Origin of the sequence: Streptomyces sp. NPDC021093 (assembly GCF_044333135.1) — a bacterium.
Lineage (GTDB): Bacteria > Actinomycetota > Actinomycetes > Streptomycetales > Streptomycetaceae > Streptomyces.
Genome location: NZ_JBIRQJ010000013.1, coordinates 38,002 through 60,791, shown reverse-complemented (window position 1 = coordinate 60,791; position 22,790 = coordinate 38,002). Strand labels below are relative to the sequence as shown.

General features: G+C 74.9%; 12 protein-coding genes. All 12 read left to right on the top strand.

What is annotated here, in order from left to right:
- Window positions 1-120: 120 nt before the first annotated feature.
- The 12 genes from ACH4SP_RS34225 (at window position 121) to glyA (ending at window position 22,756) form a co-directional block, all read left to right on the top strand.
- Window positions 121-2,949 carry a penicillin acylase family protein gene (locus ACH4SP_RS34225; protein ID WP_398420865.1) on the top strand — a complete coding sequence of 943 codons (2,829 nt, stop codon included), beginning with the start codon at window positions 121-123 and terminating at the stop codon, window positions 2,947-2,949.
- 337 nt (window positions 2,950-3,286) lie between these two features.
- Window positions 3,287-4,381, top strand: coding sequence for a ketoacyl-ACP synthase III family protein (locus ACH4SP_RS34220; RefSeq protein WP_398420863.1), 1,095 nt, complete (start codon window positions 3,287-3,289; stop codon window positions 4,379-4,381).
- A complete protein-coding gene (locus ACH4SP_RS34215; protein WP_398420861.1) occupies window positions 4,378-6,009 on the top strand; it encodes a class I adenylate-forming enzyme family protein in 1,632 nt (543 codons plus the stop codon). Before ACH4SP_RS34220 ends, ACH4SP_RS34215 begins: the two co-directional genes overlap by 4 nt.
- The gene (locus ACH4SP_RS34210) at window positions 5,999-7,408 is read left to right on the top strand and encodes a type III PLP-dependent enzyme (protein ID WP_398420859.1); all 1,410 of its coding nucleotides are present in this window, start codon (window positions 5,999-6,001) and stop codon (window positions 7,406-7,408) included. The genes ACH4SP_RS34215 and ACH4SP_RS34210 overlap by 11 nt, the downstream gene beginning before the upstream one ends.
- A gap of 132 nt (window positions 7,409-7,540) precedes the next feature.
- A complete protein-coding gene (locus tag ACH4SP_RS34205; protein WP_398420857.1) occupies window positions 7,541-7,810 on the top strand; it encodes a phosphopantetheine-binding protein in 270 nt (89 codons plus the stop codon).
- A 109-nt stretch (window positions 7,811-7,919) separates the two neighbouring features.
- On the top strand, window positions 7,920-8,921 hold the full coding sequence (locus ACH4SP_RS34200; protein ID WP_398421196.1) for a TauD/TfdA family dioxygenase: 1,002 nt from the start codon (window positions 7,920-7,922) through the stop codon (window positions 8,919-8,921).
- A gap of 167 nt (window positions 8,922-9,088) precedes the next feature.
- A complete protein-coding gene (locus tag ACH4SP_RS34195) occupies window positions 9,089-10,354 on the top strand; it encodes a hypothetical protein (protein WP_398420855.1) in 1,266 nt (421 codons plus the stop codon).
- Between the two features lie 277 nt (window positions 10,355-10,631).
- Entirely contained in the window at window positions 10,632-10,856 is a 225-nt protein-coding gene (locus ACH4SP_RS34190; RefSeq protein ID WP_398420854.1) for an MbtH family protein, read from the top strand.
- An 83-nt stretch (window positions 10,857-10,939) separates the two neighbouring features.
- Window positions 10,940-16,450, top strand: coding sequence for an amino acid adenylation domain-containing protein (locus ACH4SP_RS34185; protein WP_398420852.1), 5,511 nt, complete (start codon window positions 10,940-10,942; stop codon window positions 16,448-16,450).
- A complete protein-coding gene (locus ACH4SP_RS34180) occupies window positions 16,447-17,880 on the top strand; it encodes a pyridoxal-phosphate dependent enzyme (RefSeq protein ID WP_398420851.1) in 1,434 nt (477 codons plus the stop codon). The genes ACH4SP_RS34185 and ACH4SP_RS34180 overlap by 4 nt, the downstream gene beginning before the upstream one ends.
- The gene (locus ACH4SP_RS34175) at window positions 17,877-21,329 is read left to right on the top strand and encodes an amino acid adenylation domain-containing protein (RefSeq protein ID WP_398420849.1); all 3,453 of its coding nucleotides are present in this window, start codon (window positions 17,877-17,879) and stop codon (window positions 21,327-21,329) included. The genes ACH4SP_RS34180 and ACH4SP_RS34175 overlap by 4 nt, the downstream gene beginning before the upstream one ends.
- Window positions 21,326-22,756 carry a serine hydroxymethyltransferase gene (gene glyA, locus ACH4SP_RS34170; RefSeq protein ID WP_398420847.1) on the top strand — a complete coding sequence of 477 codons (1,431 nt, stop codon included), beginning with the start codon at window positions 21,326-21,328 and terminating at the stop codon, window positions 22,754-22,756. The genes ACH4SP_RS34175 and glyA overlap by 4 nt, the downstream gene beginning before the upstream one ends.
- Window positions 22,757-22,790 lie beyond the last annotated feature (34 nt).

Sequence of the window (22,790 nt, the reverse complement as noted above, 5' to 3'; positions counted from 1 at the left end):
ATTCCTTCCCTTTCCGTTCTCCCCTTCCGCCGTCCCACCGCCGTGTGCCGTGCCTCCGGGCCCGTCCGCGGCGGTGTTCGCCATGGCCAGAACCCCGTCGAGACAAGGAAGCGCCACCCCATGACAGTCCAGACCGACACGGCCCCGCCGGACGAACCCCGTCCGGGCACCGCACCGGAGGCTTCCCAACCGGAGGCCACTGACCGGGAGGCCACTGCCCCGGAGTCCGCCGCGGAGGCCCCGGCCGACAGCGGCACGGCCGAGACCGGCGCAGACGAGGGCACGCCTGCGCCCGCGCCGGCGCGCCCCGTCCGGCGCCGGCGTCTGCGGCGGATCCTCGTACGTACCGCGGTCGGCCTGACCGCCCTGGTGCTGCTGGCGGCCGGCAGCCTGTCCGGATACGCGTACTGGACCGTCCGGCAGTCGCTGCCGCAGCTGTCCGGCAGCACCAGCGTGCCCGGTCTGAAGGGCGAGGCCCGGATCGTCCGGGACGCCTCCGGCATCCCGCAGATCTACGCCGGCACCGCGCACGACCTGTTCATGGCCCAGGGGTACGCCATGGCCCAGGACCGGTTCTGGCAGATGGACACCCAGCGGCACGTCACCTCGGGCCGGCTCGCCGAGATGTTCGGCCCGAGCCAGGTGCAGACCGACAAGGTGGCGCGCACCTTCGGCTGGTACCGGGTGGCCGAGCAGGAGGTGACCATGCTGTCGCCGCAGACCCAGGAGTACCTGCGGGCCTTCTCCAAGGGAGTGAACGCCTACCTCGCCCAGAACGAGGGGGCCGATCTTTCGGTGGAGTACCCGGTGCTCGGTTTCGTCTCCGGCGACTACCGGCCGGAGCCGTGGACCCCGACCGATTCGGTGTCCTGGCTGAAGACCATGGCCTGGAACCTCAACACCGGCATGATCGACCAGTTCCAGCAGGCGATGCTGGCGGCCAAGCTGCCCGCGGGCACGGCCGACGACCTCTTCCCCGGCTACGACTACAAGCGCTGGTCGCCGATCGTCCCCGACCGCGCACCCGGCGCAGGGCCCGTCAAGGCGGTGGCCCCGGCCTCGGGCCCGGCCCCCGCTTCCTCGACATCACCCGCTCGCTCGGCGTCCCCCGCTTCCTCGACGTCCTCCGCCGGGGCGCCGCCCGCCGTGCCCGCCGGGGCCTCCACCGCGCTGGCCGACAGCGCGGGCGTGCGCAAAGTACTGGCCGCCGTCCTCGGCCCGCAGGGCATCGGCATCGGCTCCAACTCCTGGGTGGTGTCGGGCAGTCGCACCACCACGGGCAAGCCGCTGCTGGAGAACGACCCGCACCTGACCCCCTCGCTGCCGGGCGTCTGGTACCAGGTCGGACTGCACTGCACCCGGACCGGCCCCGAATGCCCGTACGACGTCACCGGCTTCAGCTTCGCCGGCATGCCGGGCGTGGTGATCGGCCACAACGCCGACATCTCCTGGGGCTTCACCGACCTGGGCGCAGCCGACTCCGACCTGTTCGTGGAGAAGGTCCGCGGGGCGACCTATGAGCACAAGGGGCAGCAGAAGCCCCTGACCGAACGCAAGGAACGGATCAAGGTGGCGGGGGCGCCCGCGGTCGACATGACCGTCCGCTCGACCCTGCACGGCCCGCTGATCTCCGACGTGCTCAAGTCGGCCGACGAGGTGGCCGAGGAGGGCAAGGAGCCCGACGTCCCGCCACGCGGCGCGAAGGCGAAGGCGGAGGTGGACTACGCGGTCGCCATGCAGTGGACCGCGCTCGACCCGGCCCCCACCATGGACGCCCTCTTCGCCCTGGACCGGGCCAAGAACTGGGACGATTTCCGGGCCGCCGCCAAGGTCTTCGCCTCGCCCGTGCAGAACATGATCTACGCGGACACGGCCGGGAACATCGGCTACCAGACGCCGGGCCGCATACCCGTCCGCAAGAAGGGTGACAGCCGCCATCCGGTACCGGGCTGGACCGGGGCCTACGACTGGACCGGCTACCTGCCCTTCGACAAGCTGCCCACGAGCTTCAACCCGCCGGAGGGCTACATCGTCACCGCCAACAACGCGGTGGTCGGGCCCGAGTACCCGCACCTGATCGGCAGCAGTTGGGGCACCGGCTACCGCAGCCAGCGGATCGCCCGGCTCATCGAGCAGGGCGGCAAGCTGGACGTCGCGGCGATGGAGCGGATCACCCAGGACAGCTGGAACGGCAACGCCGCCAACCTGGTGCCGCACCTGCTCAGGACCAAGGTCCGCGCCGCCACCGAACCCGCCCAGGACCTGCTGCGCGGCTGGGACTTCAGCCAGGGCGCCGACTCGGCCCCGGCCGCCTACTTCAACACGGTCTGGCGCGAACTCCTGAAGATCGCGTTCACCGACCGGCTGTCCCGGGCAGGCGTCAAGGGGTACGCCTACCCGGACGGCGGCGGCCGCTGGTTCGACGTCGTGCGCGACCTGCTCGACAAGCCGGACAGCATCTGGTGGACAAGCGCCACCGATCCTTCCGTACGCGGCAGGGACGCGATGCTGCGCAAGGCGATGGAGCAGGCCGACAAGGAACTGGGGCAGCGCCTCGGCAACGATCCCCGGAAGTGGCGCTGGGGCGCCCTGCACACCCTCACGCTGGAGAACCCGACGCTGGGCACCGGCGGCCCGGCCCCGCTGCAGTGGCTGCTGAACGCCGACCCGGTCGGCGTCGGCGGCGGCACGGACTCGGTGCTCGCCAACGGCTGGGACCCGCAGAAGGGCTTCGAGGTGATCTGGGTGCCCTCCATGCGCATGGTGGTGGACCTGGCGGACTTCGAGCGCTCCCGCTGGATCAACCTGACCGGCGCGTCAGGGCACGCCGGTGCGGACACCTACACCGACCAGGTCGGGCTCTGGGCCGAGGGGGGCAGTCTGCCCTGGCCGTACAAGAAGGCAGCGGTGGAGGCGGCGGGCCGAGACCGGCTGCGCCTCACTCCCTGAGCGGGCCCTTCCGGTAGCGGCCGCCGGTTTCCCGGCGGGGCTCCCTTCCGGCGTTCGGCCGGTTTCCCGCAGGGCTTCAGTCCGGCTTCAGTCGGGCTTCAGTCGGGCGTCGGCCGGGTCTCAGCCCGGCACAGGCGGGCCGTCGGCGGTGTCACCGCCGGCGGCCCGTCGTGCGTCAGCGGACCGGCAGCCGGGCACCGGTGCGTGACCGGACGGCGGGCAGAGTGGCACCGACCGGCCGTCAGCACAGGCCCACCGCGCGGCAGGCGGCAGACGGAAGCATCGTCACCGACAGTCGCCCCGGGCGCCCTGCCGCGGGGCCGGAGATCGGAGAGACATGCGCTGGGAGCAGGTGTACCTGGCCGGCACGGGAGTCTGGCTGGCCGACCGTACGAACGCCGCGGCGGCGGTCGCGGCCGGTGCGTACGACGCCGGGGAACACGCCGTCAATCAGATCCACTCGGTCAGTTCGGCCGTGTCCGGCGGACCGGACGACCTGTCCGCGCCGGAGATGGCGGTCCGCGCGGCCCGCACCGCGCTGCACCGCTCCGGCCGGGCCGCGGAACGGATCACCGCTGTGTTCCACAGCTATCTGTGGTTCCAGGGGGCCGAGTTGTGGCCGTCCGCCGCCTACGTGGCGCAGCACACGGTCGGCTCGGCGGTGCCCGCCTTCGACCTGTTGCAGCAGTGCAACGCGGGACTGGCCGGCCTGGAGCTGGCGGCCCGGCAGTTCCGGTACGGCGGGTCGGGCGCATCCGGTACGGCGGGCGGGGCCGACGGCTCCGACGACCACGAGGCGGTGCTGCTGACCACGGCCGACCGCTTCGCGCCTCCCGCCTTCGACCGCTGGCGGGCCGAACGGGGCCTGGTCTACGGCGACGGCGGCACCGCGCTGGTGCTGAGTACCTCCCCCGAAGGAGCGACCGGCCGGCTGCTGGCCACCGCGACCCGGGTGGACAACTCGCTGGAGGGCCTGGCCCGGGGCACCGGGTTCCGGGCCGGGCCGGGGGAGGAGGCCAGGCCGGTGGACCTGGGGGCGCGGGCGGATGCGTACTTCCGCGCACAACGCAACATGCGGGCCGCGACGCTGCGCACCGCCGAGGTGGCGGCCGAGTCGATCAGGGTCGCGCTGGCCGATGCCGGCACGCCGATGGAACGGATCGACCGGGTGGTGCTCAACGCCACCGGGCACCAGCGGCTGCGCTGGCAGCTCGAACACCAGCTGGGCGTCGAGGAGAAGTTCTCCAACTGGGAGTTCTGCCGCGAGGTGGGCCACCTGGGCGCGGGGGACCACTTCGCCGGACTCAACGAGCTGCTGGAGACCGGCGAGGTCGAGGCGGGGGACCGGGTGCTGCTGGTCGGCGGCGGTACCGGATACAGCTGCACCAGCGCGGTCGTCGAGATCACCGACTCCTCGGGCGGGTGGGCATGAGCACCACGACCCCGACGACGGGACCGAGCCAGGTCCCCTGCGGGCCCGCGCAGGTCGACGGTGCGCTCGTCACCGACCCGCTCGTCACCGACCCGCTCGTCACCGATCTGCTCGTCACTGACCCGCTCGTCACCGACCTGCTCGACGCGGCCGCGGCCGCACGTCCCGCCGCGACCGCGGTCCGGGACGACTCCGGTGCCTGGAGCTACGCCGAACTGGCCGACGCCAGCCGGACGGTGGCCGCCCGGCTGCGCGGGTCCTGGGGCATCGCACCGGGGGACCGGGTGGTGCTGCGGCTCGGCAACCGGCGGGAGTTCGTCGCGCTGTACTACGGCGTCCTGCGCGCCGGAGCAGTCGCGGTGCCGCTGAACCCGGAGTTGAAGGCGTTCGTACTGAAAGGGGTGCTGGCGGACGCGGCCCCCGCGCTGGTGGTGCTCGACCCGGCCGAGACGGAGCCGGTCCGCGAGGCGGTCGCCGCCTGCGGCGCCCGCGCGCTCGCGCCCGCCGAACTCCTCGACGGACCACCGCCGGACAGCGCTACGGGAGCGCACCCGCACGAGGCCGGCGCGCCCGGCCGCCCCTCCGCCGACGCGATCGCCCAGCTGATCTACACCTCCGGCAGCACCTCCGCCCCCAAGGGCGTGGTCTGCACCCACCGCCACGTGGTCTTCGCCGCCCGCGCGATCGCCCGGCGTCTCGGCTACGGGCCGCGGGACGTGGTGCTCGCCGCGCTGCCGCTCTCCTTCGACTACGGCCTCTACCAGCTCCTGCTGGCCGCGATCGGCGGCTGCGAGGTGGTGCTGGCGGACGCGGCCGCGCCGGTGCGCGTGCTGAGCGTGCTGCGCGAGCGCCGGGTCACCGTCGTGCCGGTGGTCCCCTCACTGGCCGAGATGCTGTGCCGCCTGGCGGCCCGCGGCACGCCACCGGAACACGTCCGGCTCTTCACCAACACCGGTGCGGCGCTGCCCGGTCCGACGATCGAAGCGCTGCGCTCCGGGTTCCCGGGCTCGGCGGTGGTGGCGATGTACGGCATCACCGAGTGCAAGCGGGTCACGATCGCGGAACCGGACGCCGACCGCGAGCGCCCCGGGTCGGTGGGGCTGCCCCTGGACGGCACCACGGTCGAGGTGCTCGACGAGCGGGGCCGCGCGCTGCCGCCGGGCGAGGTCGGCGAGATCGTCGTCGGCGGCCCGCACGTGATGGCCGGCTACTGGAACGCGCCCGGACAGACCGCCCGACGCTACCGCCCCGACCCGTCCACCGGACGGACCCGGCTGCACACCGGCGACCACGGACGACTGGACGCGGACGGGCACCTCTACATCAGCGGTCGTCTCGACGACCAGTTCAAGCGGCGCGGCGTCCGGATGAGCACACCGGAGATCGAGGCCGCCGCACTGGACGTACCCGGCGTACGGGCCGCCGCCGCACTGCCGCCCCGGGACAGGCTCGACCTGCGCCTCGTCGTCACCGGCGAGGACGGACTGACCGCGCGCGAGGTGCTGGACGGCCTGGAACAACGACTGGAGGCGGCGAAGGTGCCCGCCGACTGCCGGGTCATCGCCCGGATGCCGCTCACCCCCAACGGCAAGACCGACCGGAAGGCGCTGGAGACCGATGCGCACTGACCCCCGACCCACCGCCCCGGCCCCGGCTCCCGCCCCGGCCCCGCCCCCGACTCCGGTGCCGCCGCCCGCCGATGACCTGCTGGCCGCCGAGCTGGTGCGGCGCTACGGCAGCCCGCTGTACGTGTACGACCTGACCCGGGTCGAGCGGGCCGCCGCGGACCTGCGCACGGCCCTGCCCGAGCGCTCCCGCCTCTACTACTCCCTCAAGGCGAACCCGCACCCCGAGCTGGTGCGCACCCTGCGCCTGGCCGGGTGCCGGCCGGAGATCTGCTCCACCGGCGAACTCGCCGCCGCCCTGGCCGCGGGCTTCGACGGCGCCGACTGCCTCTACGGCGGCCCGGGCAAGACCGCCGAGGAGCTGCGCGAGGCGCTGGCCGCGGGGGTGCGCACCTTCTCGGTCGAATCGTCCGGCGATCTGCGCCGGGTCGGCGCCGAGGCCCTGGCCCACGGAGTGACCGCGCGCTGCCTGCTCCGGATCAACGGCACGGGAGCGGGAGCGGGCGTCGGTCTGCGGATGACCGGCAGCGCCTCGCAGTTCGGCCACGACATCGGGGACGGCCTGCCGGGACTCGACCAATTCACGGTGGAGGGAACGGAGTTGTGGGGACTGCACTTCTTCCCGCTGACCAACGCCGCCGACCCGCAGGGGCTGCTCGCCGAAGCCGTCGCCTCGATCAGGACCGCCGCCGCGCTGGAGGCCCACTGGGGCCGTCCACTGCGGATGCTCGACCTCGGCGGCGGCTTCGCGTGTCCGTACGCGGCGCCGGGCGAGCGGCCGCTCTACGGCGCGCTGCGCGCACCGCTGGAAGCCGCGCTGGACGAGCATCTGCCCGGCTGGCAGGGGCGGTTGGAGCTGGCCTTCGAGTCCGGCCGGTACCTGGTCGGCGACAGCGGGCGCCTGGTCTGCACCGTCACCGAGGTCAAGGAGAGCCGCGGCACCGTCTACGGCGTGCTGGACAGCGGGATCAACCACCTGGGCGGGCTTTCGGGGGTGGGCCGGCTGCCCTCGCTGCGCGCCGAACCGCTGCACCTCACGGGCTCCGGGCCTGGCGTGGGCTCCGGGCCCGGCGTGGGCCTCGGGTCCGACGCGGCGGTGGGCGGGTCCGGCGTGGACCCCGGGACAGAGGCGGCGGAGGGCGGAACCCGCCGGGTGGCGCTGGTCGGGCCGCTCTGCACCCCCGCCGATGTGATCAGCCGGGCCACCGAAGCCGTACCGCCGCGGCCTGGCGCGCTGCTGGCCGTGCCCAACGTCGGCGCGTACGGCGCCACCGCGAGCCTGCTCGGCTTCCTCGGCCGCCCGGCCCCCGCCGAGATCACCGTCCGGGACGGCCGGGTGGTCGGCGCCGACCGGCTGACCCTCACGCGCGAGCCGCTGCCCGGTCGCCCCACCGGCCACTGACGTGACCACCGCGCCCCACCGCACTCACGGCCGGACCCACCACGAGACCCGCCACGAGATCCGCCACCGGATCCAGCACTGGATCCACCACCACCGCGACCGCTCCGGTCGCCCCGCAAGGAGCTGAACAGCGTGACCACACACCACCGCCCGGACGAGCGGTACGAGAACGTCCTGGCCGAACTGCTGCCCCGGCTCGCCGAGGAACGCCCGCTGCCCGCCGACCGAGGGCTGCGGAGCGCCGGGCTGGACTCAATGGCCGTCGTCGAGCTGCTGGTGCGGCTGGAGGAGGCCTACCAGGTGGCCATACCCGACGAGGAGTTGGGCCCGGAGGCCTTCGAGACCGTCGGCAGCCTGTGGGAGGTCGTGGCCCGGCAGCTGGACCAGGCCGCCCCGCACTGACCGGCCCACCCCCAACCGCAGAGAGACGCTGAGAGAAAGGCTGGCATCCGTGCCGGTATCACTGTCCATCGACACAGACACAGACATAGACACAGACATAGACACAGACATAGACACAGACATAGACGTATCGGCGCCGGACCTGGTGCTCACCGGTGCCGAGAAGGCCGCCACCGAACGGGTCGCCGCACAGCTCTGCGGCCGACCGGAAGGGGCTCTGGTCGACGAGCCCGCCTGGGTGGCCTCGGCCCGCGACCGCTGGGAGGAACTGCCGACCCGGCTGCGCCGGGCCCTGCGCGGCTTCCGTCGGGACCCCGGTCCCGGCGGCGCCCTGCTGGTGCGCGGACTGCCGGTCGGCGGCCCCGTACTCGGTGACACCCCGCTGACCGACGGCTCGGTGCAGCGCACCGCCACCGTACCGGCGGCGCTGCTGGTGCTCGCCGCGTGCGGACTCGGCGACCCCGCCGCCTTCCGCCCCGAGAAGACCGGCGCGCTGGTGCAGGACGTCGTCCCGGTGCCGGGGCACGAGGAGTTCCAGGGCAACGCGGGCTCGGTGCTGCTCACCTTCCACAACGAGAACGCCTTCCACCCGCACCGGCCGGACTTCGTCATGCTGCTCTGCCTGCGCGCCGACCCGGAAGGGCTGGCCGGACTGCGCACCTCCTGCGTGCGCGAGGTGCTGCCGCTGATGGACGCGGACACCCGGGCGGCGCTGCACCGGCCGGAGTACCGCACCGCGCCGCCGCCGTCCTTCGGCGCCACCGACGGCCAGGCCGAGCCGCACCCGGTGCTCACCGGCGCGTACGAGGACCCGGACCTGCGGGTGGACATGGCCGCCACCGAACCGCTCACCGAACGGGCCGCGGCCGCACTGACCGAACTGCGGCTCCTCTTCGAACGCACCGCCAGGACCGCCCGGCTGGAGCCCGGCGACCTCGCCGTCGTCGACAACCGGATCACCGTGCACGGGCGCACCGCGTTCAGCCCGCGCTTCGACGGCACCGACCGCTGGCTCCAGCGCACCTTCGTCCTCGCCGACCTGCGCCGCTCGCGCGCCCACCGGGCGGGCGACGGCTACGTGCTGGCCGACCCGGCCGGGCACCGCGCCTGAACCACCCACCACCGCAGCCCGGTCGGCGCCCCAGGACCCGCGCCGACCGGGCTGCGCCGTCGTGCCCGCCCCCGGCACAGCGCACCACGACCCCACAGGCCGCTGCCCGACAGCCCCTGTCGCACCGGGCCGCTCCCGGCCCGGCCGTCCACCGAACGGAGCCACCCGTGACCACCGCCTTCTCCCCGGCCCACGCTGCCGGGCCCGCCCCCACCGCCCCGGCCGGGCCCGCGCCCGCCGTCGACCCGGCCCGCGCGCCCGGGGTCGGCGGCCCCAGCCTGACCGCCGCCCGGCCGGACCCGGCCGACCTGGACCCGCGCCGCGCGCTGCGCGAACTGGCCCACTGGCGGGCCGAAGGACAGGAGGCCGCGCGGTTCCCGTACGGCGCGGTCCTCGGCCACTACCGGGCCGTCGGCAAGAACGCCGTCGGCGCGGAGCTGCTGACGGCCCTGCGCGCGGTCGAACCGGCCGTCCCCGCCCCGGCCGTCCCCGCCCCGGCCGTACCCGAACCGGCCCCCGCCGGGACCGCCGATCCGGCCGCGCGGCTGCTCACCGACTGGCTGCCCCAGGTGGTGGACGGCGCGCAGGGCGACTACGACAGCTACCTGGGCAGCCCGGTCTACGCCTCACTCGCCCGGTCCGGAGTGCGCACCGGGCAGGTGATCACCGCCCTGCTCGCCGATCTGGTGGCCATCGAGGCCGCCACCCTGGCCGGAGCCCCGGCCGGACGGGCCCGTACCCGGGCCGCCCTGCGCGCCCTCACGGCGACGGCGGGGCTCGCCGCCGGGTGCGAGGCGGCCACCGCACCACAGACCGCGAACGACGACACGGCCGAGCTGGTCGGGGCCTGTGCCGACGCGGTCGGTGCGGCGCGGAGCGCGGTGCCGTCCGGGGTGCTGCGGGCGGTGGAGCTGACGCTGACGCCGACCACCCGGTGTCACGACGAGCAGATGTTCATCCGGGTCATCCAGATCTTCGAGGCCGTCTTCGCCGCCGTCGCCCGTGCCATAGCGGCCGCCACCGAGGCGGTGACCGCCGGCCGTGCCGAGCTGGCGCGTGAGCTGCTGGAGGACGCGAACCGGCAGGTGGCCGGGACCTCCGGGGTTTTCCGGGTGCTGACCACCATGCCCAAGGACGCCTTCGCGGTGATCAGGGCCAATACCGACGGCCGCAGCGCGGTCCAGTCCGAGGCCTACCGGACCGTCGAGACGTCCGCCCCGGAGCTGCACCGCGCACTGCTGCACAGCGGCCTTCGGCGGCCTGAACTCACCTCTGCGATGGGGGAGTTGGACACCTCGTGGGGTGCGATGAAGCGCACCCACTGGGGCATCACGATGAAGGTGATCGGTGCGGTCCGCGGTACCGGCGGCACCGCGGGTGCCTCCTATCTCCGCGAAGCGGCCGAGGCCCGGCTGTTCCCCGCCCTCGGCTGAGTCCGCCGGGCCCGCCGGGGCCTTCAGCCGACGTTCAGTGAGCCGTCAGCGACCCGCCGGTGAGCCGTCGGCGGGACCTCGGCCCGGCGCCGGTCCGATGCCCGGAAACCGCCGGAAGGACATCCGCACCCGCCCAGGACAGGTGCAGGCCGGGCCAAGGGCGCGGTCAGGGCGGAACGACAGCATCGAAGACAGAACGGCGGGCCCGTCCTGGCCCGCACCGGGCGGCGGCACGGACCCCGCCGCCCCGACCCACCCATCGAATCGGAGCGCAGTGATGAGCAGCGAGGACACCACCGTCTACCAGGTCGTCGTCAACGACGAGGAGCAGTACTCGATCTGGCCGGCCGACCGCGATCTGCCGGCCGGCTGGCGTGCCGAGGGCCCCCGGGCCGAGAAGGCGCAGTGCCTGGCCCACATCGACGAGGTGTGGACCGACATGCGGCCGCTGAGCCTGCGCCGGGCCATGGAGCGGCAGGCCGCCGAGGCCGCCGCGGGCTGAGCGCGAGCACCGGCACGGAAAACGGTCGCCGACGGCGGCAGCAGGAACAGGGCATCGGACACCGAACGGTGAGGGAAGAACGCGTGGACCCGCGACTTGAGCATCAGGACTGGATCTCGGCGATCGCCGCCACCGCGGCGACGGATCCGGACCGTACGGCCTTCGAGTTCTCCGGAAGGGAGGACGCACCGGCCGAGCGGCTGAGCTACGGACAGCTCGACCGGCGGGCCCGGGCCGTCGCCGCCCGACTGCAACGGCTCGGTCTGACCGACCGTCCGGTCCTGCTGCTCCAGCCGCCGGGCCTGGAGTACGTGGTTTCCTTCATCGGCTGCCTGTACGCCCGGGCCGTCGCCGTGCCGGTGTACCCGCCCAACCGTCGGCCGCGCTCGCTGGAGCGGCTGGTCGACATCGTCGCGGACTGCGGCGCGACGGTGGCGCTGACCACCGCCGCCGTCCGCGACCGGCTGCTGCCCGACGACCCGGACGGCGCGGTCATGGACGTACTGCGGCTGCTGGCGACCGACCGGGTGCCCGACGAGGAAGCGGCGGAGTGGGCGCACCCGAGTGTCGGCGCCGACACCGTGGCCTTCCTCCAGTACACCTCGGGCTCCACCTCGGCCCCGCGCGGTGTGGTGCTGACCCACGGCAACCTGCTGCACAACTCGGCCCTGATCCAGCGGGCGTTCCGCACCACCACGAGTACCCGCGGCATGTCCTGGCTGCCGCTCTTCCACGACATGGGGCTCATCGGCGGCATGCTCCAGCCGCTGTACTACGCGGGCTCCTGCTCGCTGATGTCCCCCACCTCCTTCGGGCAGGACCCGCTGCGCTGGCTGCGTGAGATCAGCCGTACCCGGGCCACGGTGAGCGGCGGCCCCAACTTCGCCTACGACCTGTGCGCAGACCTGGCCACCCCCGAGGTACTGGCCGGGCTCGACCTGAGCAGCTGGGAGGTGGCGTTCAACGGGGCGGAACCGGTGCGCGCCGAGACCTTCCGGCGGTTCGCCGCCGCGTACGCCCCGGCGGGCTTCCGGGCCGAGGCCCTCACCCCGTGCTACGGGTTGGCCGAAGCCACCCTGATCGTCTCGTGCAAGCCGCACGGCACCGCCCCGGCCCGCTACCTGGCCCCGAACGCGCTGCTCGCCGGAACCGGCGACACGGCGGCCGGGACGGACGCGGCGGACGCGGCGGACGCGACGGAGGGGACCACCGAACTGGTCAGCAGCGGGCGCCCGGACGACTCCCAGCGCCTTGAGATCGTCGACCCGGTCACCCGGCGGCCGGTGACGGCCGGGGCGATCGGCGAGATCTGGCTCTCGGGACCGAGCGTGGCCCAGGGCTACTGGAACCGGCCCGAGCACACCGCTGCCACCTTCGGCGCCCGCCTCGCCACCGACGACAGCACCAGCGACGACAGCACCACCGCGGACAGCACCACCGAATACACCGCGGCCGAGACCGCGGCCGAGCCAGGTCCTGCCTTCCTGCGGACCGGCGACCTGGGCCTGCTGCACGAGGGCGAGCTGTACGTCACCGGCCGCCTCAAGGACCTGATCATCGTCCGCGGCCGCAACCACTACCCGCAGGACATCGAGCAGACCGTCTCCGCCGTCCACCCCGCGCTGCGCGCCAACTGCGGCGCCGCCGTCCAGGTCGAACTGGCAGGCGCCGCCGAACTGGTGATCGTCCAGGAAGTGTCCCGGGACCACCAGGACGGCGACCTGCCCGCGCTGGCCCTGGCCGTGCGCCAGGCCGTCGCCGAGGCGCACGGGGTGCGCCCCGCCGCCGTGGTGCTGATCCGCGCCGCGACGCTGCCGCGCACCTCCAGCGGCAAGGTGCAGCGCCACGTCTGCGCCGCCTCCTACCACGAGGGCGACCTCACCGCGCTGGCGCACAGCGGCCGGCCGCAGGGCGCCGCCGACGAGCGCCCGCTGGCGCTGGACGCCGCCGCACTGCGGGCGGCCGAGCCGGCCGAGCGCCCGGCCCTGCTGCTGACCGCGCTGTACGGGCTGCTCGCCGCCCGGCTCCAACTGGCCGTGGCGGACCTCGCCCCCGAGCACCGGCTCACCGAACTGGGCCTGGACTCGCTCGGCGCGGTCCGGCTGCGGCACGAGCTGCACACCGTCCTGGGCGTGGACCTGGCCCTGACCGAGGCGCTCGACCTGGACCTGGCCGGACTGGCCGCGCTGCTCGCCGAACGGTTCGAGGAAGCGGCGGCCGGGCCGCCCGTACCCGACGCGGTGGCCGAACCCGCCGACCGCACGGAGCCCACCGAGCCGGGCGACCACCCGCTCTCCCCGAACCAGGCCGCCCTCTGGCTCCTGCACCAGGTCGCCCCCGAGAGCCCCGCCTACCTGGTCTCCACCGCCTTCCGCGTGCACGGCGCGCTCGACCCGGCAGCCCTGAGCACCGCCCTGACCGGCCTGACCCAGCGGTACGCCGTGCTGCGCAGCACCTTCCCCCAGGCCGGAACGGGCGGCCCGGTCCAGCGGGTGCACGCCGACCTCCCGCCCGCCTTCGAGCAGGTCGACGCATCCGGCTGGAGCGCGACCGAGCTGGCCGCACGCCTGACCGCGGCGGCCGAGCAGCCCTTCGACCTGGCGGCCGGACCGCTGCTGCGGGCCCGGCTGTTCAGCGGGGCAGAGGGCGGTCACCGGCTGGTCCTGACCGCCCACCACCTGGTGGCCGACCTGTGGTCGCTGTCCCTGCTCCTCGACGAGCTGGCCGCCGCCTACCCGGCGGCGCTGCGCGCCGAACCGGCCGCCGACGGGAAGACCTCTGCCACGGCTCCTGCCACGGCCCCTGCCACCACCCCGTTCGCGGCGTTCGCCCGCCGTCAGAGAGACCTCCAGGACACCGCGGCAGGACAGCGCCGACTGGCCCGGTGGCGTACCGCCCTCGCCGGGGTACGGGCCGGCACCTCGCTCCCCGCCGACCTGCCGCCCCGGCCCCAGCGGCTGCGCGGCGCTGCGGTACCGCTCGCGGTGGACGCCGCCACCACCGAAGCGCTCACCGCACTGGCCCGGCGCGAGGGCAGCACCCTGTACACGGTGCTGCTGGCCGCCTTCCAGCTCCTGCTGGCCCGCAGCACCGGTGAGCAGGACGTGGTCGTCGGCACCCCGACCCACGGACGGGACGACGCCGCGTTCGCCCGTACGGTCGGCTGCCTGGTCAACACGGTGCCGCTGCGCACCCGGATCGAGACCGCCGAGCCCTTCACCGCCCTGCTGACCCGTGTGCGCGACGGCGCGCGGCTCGCGCTGGACGGCGCGGACGTGCCGTTCCCCGCCCTTGTCGAGCTGATCCGCCCGGACCGGGACCAGGGCGGCCGACCGCTGGTGCGCAGCCTGTTCAGCCTCCAGCAGGCACCCGGTGAGCACGCCGAGGCACTGGTGGCGATGGCCACCGGCCAAGGCGGCGTCCCCTTCGCCCTCGGCGCCCTGGACTGCTCGACGCTGGCGCTGCCGACCGGCGGCAGCCAGTTCGACCTCCAGCTGACCCTGGGCGAGAGCGCGGCAGGCCTGACCGGTGCGGTCCGCTACGACACCGACCGCTACCTGCCGGAGACCGCCCGGCGCTTCGCCGCCCACTTCGCCACCCTGCTGGCGGAGATCGCGGCCGATGCCGCCCGACCGGTCGGCGAACTGCCGCTGCTCGCCCCGGCCGAGCGGGCCGCCGTCCTCGCCGAGGGCAACGACACCGCCCTCACCTACGACCCGGCCGACGGGGTGGTGCGCGGCTTCGAGGCCCAGGCCGCCCGCACCCCGCTGGCCGTGGCGGTCCGCGCCGCAGGACCCGAGGGCGGTGAGCAGCTGGACTACGCCACCCTCGACCGGCTGGCCGACGGGATCGCCGCACGGCTGCGCACCCTGGGCGTCGGCCCCGGCCGCACCGTCGCCGTCCTGCTGCCCCGCACCCCGCGGCTGCTCGCCGCACTGCTCGGCGTGCTCAAGTCCGGTGCCGCCTACCTGCCGCTGGACCCCGGCCACCCCGCGGAGCGACTCGCCCTGGTGATGGCCGACGGCGCCGCCGCCGCGGTCCTGACTGACCTGCCCGCCGACCGGGTCCCCGCCGGGGACTGGACCGTGCTGGCGCCCGACGCCATCGGCGAGGCACGGCGCACGGCCGACACGCAGATCGCCCCGGAATCCCCCGTGTACGTCCTGCACACCTCCGGGTCGACCGGCCGCCCCAAGGGCGTCGTGGTCCCGCACCGGGCCCTGGCCAACCTGCTGGCCTCCTTCCGGCGCGACCTCGCTCTCGCCCCCGGTGCGGGCTGGCTCTCCGTCACCACCCCGGCCTTCGACATCGCCGCACTGGAGTACTTCCTGCCGCTGGTGAACGGCGCGACCGTGCACCTGGCGGACGCGGCGACGGCGGGCGACGGCTCGCGGCTGCGCGCCTGCCTGGAGAACGACGGGATCAGCCACCTCCAGGCCACGCCGGTGACCTGGCAGCTGCTGCTGGACGCGGGCTGGCAGGGCACCCCGGGACTGACCGCGCTGTGCGGCGGCGAGCGGCTGCCCGCGGAGCAGGCGGCCGAGCTGCTGGCCCGCGGCGCGCGCCTGTGGCAGGTCTACGGCCCGACCGAGACCACCGTCTGGTCGGCGCGCGGCGAACTGACCGCCGCCGACGGGGAACTGCCGCTGGGCACACCGCTCGCCAACACCCGGCTGTACGTTGTCGATCCGCACCTGCACCCGGTCCCGGCCGGGGTCACAGGCGAGCTGCTGATCGGCGGCGACGGCCTGGCCCACGGCTACCTGGACCGGCCGGGACTGACCGCCGAGCGCTTCGTACCCGACCCCTTCGGTGCTCTTCCGGGTGCACGGCTCTACCGCACCGGAGACCTGGTGCGGCGCGGGCCCGACGGTGCGCTGCTCTTCGTGGGCCGCGCCGACACCCAGGTCAAGCTGCACGGGCACCGGATCGAACTGGGCGAGATCGAGACCGCGTTGGAGCGGCTGCCCTCGGTACGCCGGGCGGCGGTCGTCGTGGACGGCGAGGGCGCGCGGGCCCGGCTGGTCGGCTACCTGGAACAGCACGGGACGCCCGCGGTCCCCGCCGAGCTGCGCGAGCTGCTGCGGCGCACCCTGCCCGGATACGCGGTCCCCTCGTTGCTGGTCACCCTCGACGAGCTGCCGCTCACCGCCAACGCCAAGGTGGACCGGCGGGCGCTGCCCGCACCGGAGGCCCCCCGCCCGACGGGCGCCGTGGAGCAGCCGGTCGGGGCGACCGAGCAGCGGATCGCCGCGCTGCTGGCCGAGCTGCTCGGGGCCGAGCGGATCGGCCGCCACGAGGACCTCTTCGAGCGGGGCGCGCACTCGCTGCTGCTGGCCCGCTTCGCCGAGCGCCTGCGGGCCGAGTTCGGCGCCGCACCGTCCCTGCACCTGCTCTTCGACCGGCCCACGGTGGCCGCGGTGGCCGCCCTGGTCGACGCGTCGGCCGACGCTGTGGACCGGCGGGGGACCGCACCGGCCGCCCGGCCGGCCCCGGCCCGGGTGGACCGTGCCCGCTACGCCGTCAGCCGCGGCGCCGACGGCGCGCTGCGCCCGGTGCTCACCGGCGCGGCCGCCGAGGGAGACGCACGATGACCTCCGTCCCCTCCCTTCCGGCCGAGCGGGCCGGCCTGCCGGCCGGCGGCCCCGTCGCCGCCCCGGCGGACCGCCCGTACCAGCTGCGATGTCCGGTCTGCCACGAGAGCCACCAGGACGACGGGCTGCGTCTTGACTGCGCCGCGGCGCACAGGACCGGCCCGGCGCACCGGCCGGGGCTGTTGAGCACCGAGTACGCCCGCGCCTTCGCCCCCGGCCCCGGCAGCGGCCCCTTCCGCTACGCCTGCTGGCTGCCGACCGCGGGCCGGGAGCTGCCGCAGGGCGCCATCGGCGCCACCTACCGGGCCGAGCGGCTCGGCCGCGAGCTGGGACTGACCGAGCTGTGGGTCGCGTTCAGCGGCCACTGGCCCGAGCGCGGCGCGGCCCTGGAGACCGGCAGCTTCAAGGAGCTGGAGGCGCAGGCCGTACTGGCCCGGCTGCCCGAGCGCCCGCCGGTCCTGGTGGTCGCCTCGGCCGGGAACACCGCCGCCGCCTTCCTGCGGGCCTGCTCGCGGCAGCGGGTGGACTGTGTGCTGGTGGTACCGGAGGCGGCGCTGCCCGCACTCGCCGCCGCGGGTGAACGGGCCGACTGCGTACGGCTGGTGACGGTGGCCGGTGACTACACCGACGCGATCGAGCTGGCCGACGCGGTCGCCGCCAGGCCCGGCTTCCAGGCCGAGGGCGGCACCCGCAACGTGGCCCGCCGCGACGGCCTGGGCACCGCCCTGCTGGCCGCCGCCGAGACCATCGGCCGCCTGCCCGACCACTACGTGCAGGCGGTGGGCAGCGGGGCCGGGGCGATCGCCGCGCACCAGGCGGCCAAGCGGCTGCTGGCGGCCGGCTTCCCGGCGGCGCACCACTCGGCGGCGCAACACTCGGCCGCGCACCACCGGGCCGCGCTCCACCCGGCGGCACCGCACCCGGGCACCCTGTCCGGCGACCTGCCGCGGCTGACGCTCTGTCAGAGCGCTCCGTTCGCGCCGATGGTCCGGGCCTGGCAGGACGGCCTGGCGGAGCCGCTCATCGGCTCGGGGACCGAGGTGCGGGCGGCGGTGGCCGCCGCGCACGCCCCGGAACTGACCACGCGCAAGCCGCCGTACGCGGTGGCCGGCGGGGTGCGCGAGTGCCTCACGGAGAGCGGCGGGGAGATGCGCGCGGTGGACAACGACGAAGCGGCCGCCGCCGGAAGGCTGTTCGCCGCGGCCGAGGGCACCGACATCGAACCGGCCGCGGCGGTCGCCCTGGCCGGGCTGCGACAGGCGGTCGCCGCCGGACGCGTCCGGCCGGGGGAGACCGTCCTGCTGCACGTCACCGGAGGCGGCCGGGCCCGCCGCGCGGCCACCCACCCGCCCGTCCCGGTCCACCCCGACCTGCGCATCCCGGCCGGACTGGGCGCCGAGGCCGCCGCCTACCTGGTGACCGGCGCATGACCGCCCCCGGCCCCGCTGCCGCCCCCGACCACGTACCCGACTTCGACTCCGACCGCACTCCGTCCGGTCGGCAGAGAGCAGAGCAGACCATGCAGCAGTTCGCCTTTCCCGCCACCTCGGCCCAGCGCCGGATCTGGCTGGTGGAGCGGCTGATCCCCGGCACCAGCGCCTACCACCTGCCGTTCGCCCTGCACCTGGAAGGACCGCTCGACACCGCCGCGCTGCGAGCCGCGCTCGCCGAACTGGTCCAGCGGCACGAGTCGCTGCGCACCTGCTTCGAGCAGGCGGACGGCGAGCTGGTCCAACTGGTCGGCGAGAGCGCCCCGTTCACGCTGGAGGTCCGCGAGACCACGGACGCCGGTCTGGAGGGCGTCCTGGCAGCCGACGCGGCGCGCCCCTTCGACCTCGCGCGCGGCCCGCTGCTGCGCGCGGTACTGCACAGGACGGCGCCCGAGCGGCACGTACTGGCGATCACCGTGCACCACCTGGTGGCCGACATGTGGTCGATCGGCATCCTGCTGGCCGAACTGGCCCAGTGCTATGCCGGACGCTCCGCCGAACTGCCCGAACTCCCCTTCCAGTACGGTGACTTCGCGGTCTGGGAGGGCGAGACGCTCGAAGCCGAAGCCGAAGCCGAAGCCGAAGCCGAAGCCGAAGCCGAAGCCGAAGCCGAAGCCGAAGCCGACACCGAGACCGAGACCGAGACCGACTCCGACACCGTCGGGACGGGCCGCGCGTACTGGCAGCGCGCCCTCGCCGGTGCGCCCGAGCTGCTGGAACTGCCCTGCGACCGGCCGCGCCCGGCCGTGCAGTCGCTGCGCGGGGCCGCGCTGCCCGTGACCCTCCCGGCGGACCTGTCCGCCGGGGTCCGCGCCCTGTGCCGACGCGCCGGGGTCACCCCGTTCATGGCGCTGCTGGCCGCCTTCCAGGCCGTACTGGCCCGGCACAGCGGCAGCGAGGACATCGTGGTCGGCACCGGCGCGGCGGTGCGCCCCGCCGAGGCCGAGGCGCTGATCGGCTGCTTCATCAACATCCTGCCGGTGCGCACCTCGCTGGCCGGCGACCCGACCTTCGACGAGCTGCTCGGCCGGGTCCGCGCGGCCGCACTGGGCGCCTTCGAGCACCAGGAGCTGCCGTTCGAGCGGATGCTCCCGGAGCGGGCGGCGGGCCCGGCACTCAGCCACAACCCGCTGGTCCAGTCGCTGCTCCTGGTGCAGAACGCGCCGCTGGCACCGCCCGAACTGCCGGGCCTGGCGGTCACCGTGCGGGAAGTGCCGCGCGGCGGCGCGCAGATCGACCTCAACCTCCAGATCCGCGAAGCGGACGGTGTGTTCACCGGCACCGTCGAGTACGCGAGCGACCTGTTCGACGCGGCCACGGTCGAGCGGCTGCTCGGCCACTGGCACACCCTGCTGGCCGCCGCCGTCGAGGCCCCCGGCACCCGGCTGTCGGCCCTGCCGATGCTCACCGCGGCGGAGCGGCACCGCGCCCTGGTGGAGTGGAACGACACGGCCCACGCGTACCCGCGGGCCGGAGCCCGCCTGCACGAACTCTTCGAGGAGCAGCTGTCCCGGAGCCCGCAGGCACCGGCCGTCGTCGGCCCCGCGGGAGAGCTCGACTACGCGGAACTCGACGCGCTCGCCGAGCGGATCGCCGGACGGCTGACCGAGCTGGGCGTGGGCCCCGACACCACCGTCGGCCTCTGCCTCGCCAAGGGCCCGGCCCTGGTGGCAGCCGTGCTCGGCGTACTCAAGGCGGGCGGCGCCTACCTGCCGCTGGACCCGGCCTACCCGGCGCAGCGGCTGGCCTTCATGCTCCAGGACGCCGCGCCGCCGGTGGTCCTCACCGAGCGGGCCCTGGCCCCCCTGCTGCCCGCCGTCGGGGCCGAGGTGCTGGAGGTCGAGGACGCGGAGCTCTGGCCCGTCGCCCGGCGGCGTCCGGCCGGCCTCGCCCCGGACCACCTGGCGTACGTCATCTACACCTCGGGCTCCACCGGAACGCCCAAGGGCATCGCCGTCCCCCACCGGGGCGTCGTCAACAACCTGCTCGACCTCAATGACACCTACGGCATCGAGCCCGGCGACCGGGTGCTCGGCCTGTCGTCCCCCAGCTTCGACATGTTCGTCTACGAGACGCTCGGCATCCTCGCCGCGGGCGGCGCCGTGGTCATGCCGCACCCGGACAAGGCCCGCGACCCGCACCACTGGGTCGACCTGGTGCGCCGCCACAAGGTGACGGTGTGGAACTCGGCCCCGGCCCTGGCCGACGCCTTCGTCCGGGCCGGAGAGGAGCGGGGCGTACGCCTGCCCCGGCTCAAGGCGGCCTTCTTCGGAGGGGACTGGATCCCCGTCACCCTGCCGGGGCGCTTCCGCCGCCTCGCCCCCGACATGGCCTTCATCGCGCTCGGCGGGGCCACCGAGGCGTCCATCCACTCGATCACCCACCCGGTCGGCGAGTGCGACCCGGCGTGGACGAGCATCCCGTACGGCCGCCCCATGCCCAACCAGCAGGCCGTCATCCTGACTCCCGCGCTGGAACCGGCCCCGGTCGGCGTTCCGGGCGAACTCTGCCTGGCCGGAACCGGGTTGACCCGCGGCTACCTGCACCGCCCCGGCCTGACCGCGGACCGCTACCGCCCCCACCCGGGCGCAGGCACGGGACCCGTACCGGCAGGGGCGCGGCTGTACCGCACCGGCGACCTGGCCCGCACCCGCGCCGACGGCGTGATCGAACTCATCGGGCGCCTCGACCACCAGGTCAAACTGCGCGGCCTGCGGATCGAACTGGACGAGATCGAGGCCGTACTGCGCCGCCACCCGGGCATCGAACGGGCCGTGGTCACCGCCCGCGGCAGCGGCGACGACCGCTGCCTGGTCGGCTACCTGGTACCCGCGGGGGACGCCGCGGCCGTCCCGTCCGCCACCGAGCTGCGCGCCCTGCTCACGGCGGACCTGCCCGCCCACATGGTCCCGGCGGCCTTCGTGACGCTGGACGCGCTGCCGCTGTCGCCGAACGGCAAGGTGGACCGCGCCGCGCTCCCGGAGCCCGACGCACGGGCCGACCGTGCCACCGCCGCGTACGTGGCCCCCCGCGACGACACCGAGCGGGTGCTCGCCGCGCTCTGGTCCGAGCTCCTTGAAGTCGACCGGGTCGGCGCCGACGACGAGTTCTTCGCCCTCGGCGGGCACTCGCTGCTCGCCACCCGGCTCGCCTCGGCGCTGCGCGAGACCTTCGGCGTCGAACTGCCGCTGCGCGACCTGTTCGAGGCGCCCACCCTCGCCGCACAGGCGGTGCGCCTCGCCGCCAGGGGCCGCGAGAGCGGCACCGACGTCGCCGCCGTGGCCCACATCGCGGCCGGACTGCTGGAGATGACCGACGAGGAGGCCCACGGGCTGCTCGCCGCACACGAGGCCGCGCATGAGGCCGCACACGAGGAGAGCAACGCATGAGCACCACCACGACGACCACGAGCACGGCCTCCGGCGCGAGCACGAGCACGGCCTCCGGGACGAGCACGCCTTCCGGCACGGCCACGAGCACCGGCGTCCTGGCCGACTACGCGAGCCTCGGCGCGCGGCGCCTCGCCACCGCGGACCCGCACCTCTCCGGCCTGCTGGAGCGCGAACACGCCCGGCAGAACGACACCCTGGCCATGGTGGCCGCCTCCAGCAGCGCCGACCCCTCGGTCCTGGCCTGCGCCGGGGCGACCATCTCCAACGTCACCACCGAGGGCTACCCCGGCGCCCGCTACCACGCGGGCTGCGAACTGGTCGACGAGGTCGAACGCCTCGCGGTGGACCGGGCCAAGCACCTGTTCGGCGCCCAGTACGCCAACGTGCAACCGCACTCGGGCAGCACCGCCAACCAGATCGTGCTGTGCACCCTGATGAAGCCGGGCGACACCCTCCTCGGCATGGAGCTGAGCGCCGGCGGGCACCTCACCCACGGCTCCCCGGCCTCGGTGTCCGGCCGGTTCTTCCAGTCGGTCGGCTACGGCACCGACGCCGACGGCATCCTGGACTACGACCAGGTCGCCGAACTGGCCCGCGCGTACCGGCCCAAGGTGATCGTCTGCGGGGCCAGCGCCTACCCGCGCACCGTGGACTTCGCCCGCTTCCGGCGGATCGCCGACGAGGTCGGCGCCTTCCTGCTCGCCGACATCTCGCACATCGCGGGACTGGTGGCCGCAGGACTGCACCCCAGCCCGGTGGACCACGCGCACGCCACCACCACCAGCACCTACAAGCAGCTGTACGGGCCGCGCGGCGGCCTGATCCTGCTCGGCAGGGACGCCGACCTCCCGCTGCCCGGCACCCGGCGGACCCTCGCCCAGGCGATCTCCCACGGCACCTTCCCCTTCCTCCAGGGCACCCCGGACCTGGGCGCGGTCGCCGCCAAGGCACGCGCCTTCGACATCGCGGCCCAGCCGGAGTTCCGCACCCTGGCCCAGCGCGTCGTGGCCGACGCGGCCGCACTCGCGGACGCCTTCACCGGGCTCGGCCACACCCTGGTCACCGGCGGCACCGACAACCACATGGTGCTGCTGAACCTCGGCCCCAGCGGCCTGACCGGCGCGATCGCCGAAACCGCCCTGGCCGACTGCCGGATCGTGGTCAACCGCAACCGGATACCCGACGACCCGCACGGCCCCCGGGTCACCAGCGGCATCCGCTTCGGCACCAACACCCTCGCGCTGCGCGCCATGGGACCGGCCGAAATGCGCCGCTGCGCCGCACTGATCGACCGGGTGCTCGGCGCCGTGGTGCCCCGGGGCGAGCGCGAATTCACCCTCGACCCCGCCGTACGCGACGAGGTGCGCGGCGAAGTCACCCGGCTCTGCCGGGAGTTCCCGCTGCCGCACCACCTGCCGGCCTGACCCACCTCCCGCCACCGCACCCACCCGGGACCAC

What these genes read in the sequence shown, in the direction of transcription:
- ACH4SP_RS34225 (WP_398420865.1), top strand. Translation starts at nt 121, where the DNA reads ATGACAGTCCAGACCGACACGGCCCCGCCGGACGAACCCCGTCCGGGC.
- ACH4SP_RS34220 (WP_398420863.1), top strand. Translation starts at nt 3,287, where the DNA reads ATGCGCTGGGAGCAGGTGTACCTGGCCGGCACGGGAGTCTGGCTGGCC.
- ACH4SP_RS34215 (WP_398420861.1), top strand. Translation starts at nt 4,378, where the DNA reads ATGAGCACCACGACCCCGACGACGGGACCGAGCCAGGTCCCCTGCGGG.
- ACH4SP_RS34210 (WP_398420859.1), top strand. Translation starts at nt 5,999, where the DNA reads ATGCGCACTGACCCCCGACCCACCGCCCCGGCCCCGGCTCCCGCCCCG.
- ACH4SP_RS34190 (WP_398420854.1), top strand. Translation starts at nt 10,632, where the DNA reads ATGAGCAGCGAGGACACCACCGTCTACCAGGTCGTCGTCAACGACGAG.
- ACH4SP_RS34180 (WP_398420851.1), top strand. Translation starts at nt 16,447, where the DNA reads ATGACCTCCGTCCCCTCCCTTCCGGCCGAGCGGGCCGGCCTGCCGGCC.
- ACH4SP_RS34175 (WP_398420849.1), top strand. Translation starts at nt 17,877, where the DNA reads ATGACCGCCCCCGGCCCCGCTGCCGCCCCCGACCACGTACCCGACTTC.
- glyA (WP_398420847.1), top strand. Translation starts at nt 21,326, where the DNA reads ATGAGCACCACCACGACGACCACGAGCACGGCCTCCGGCGCGAGCACG.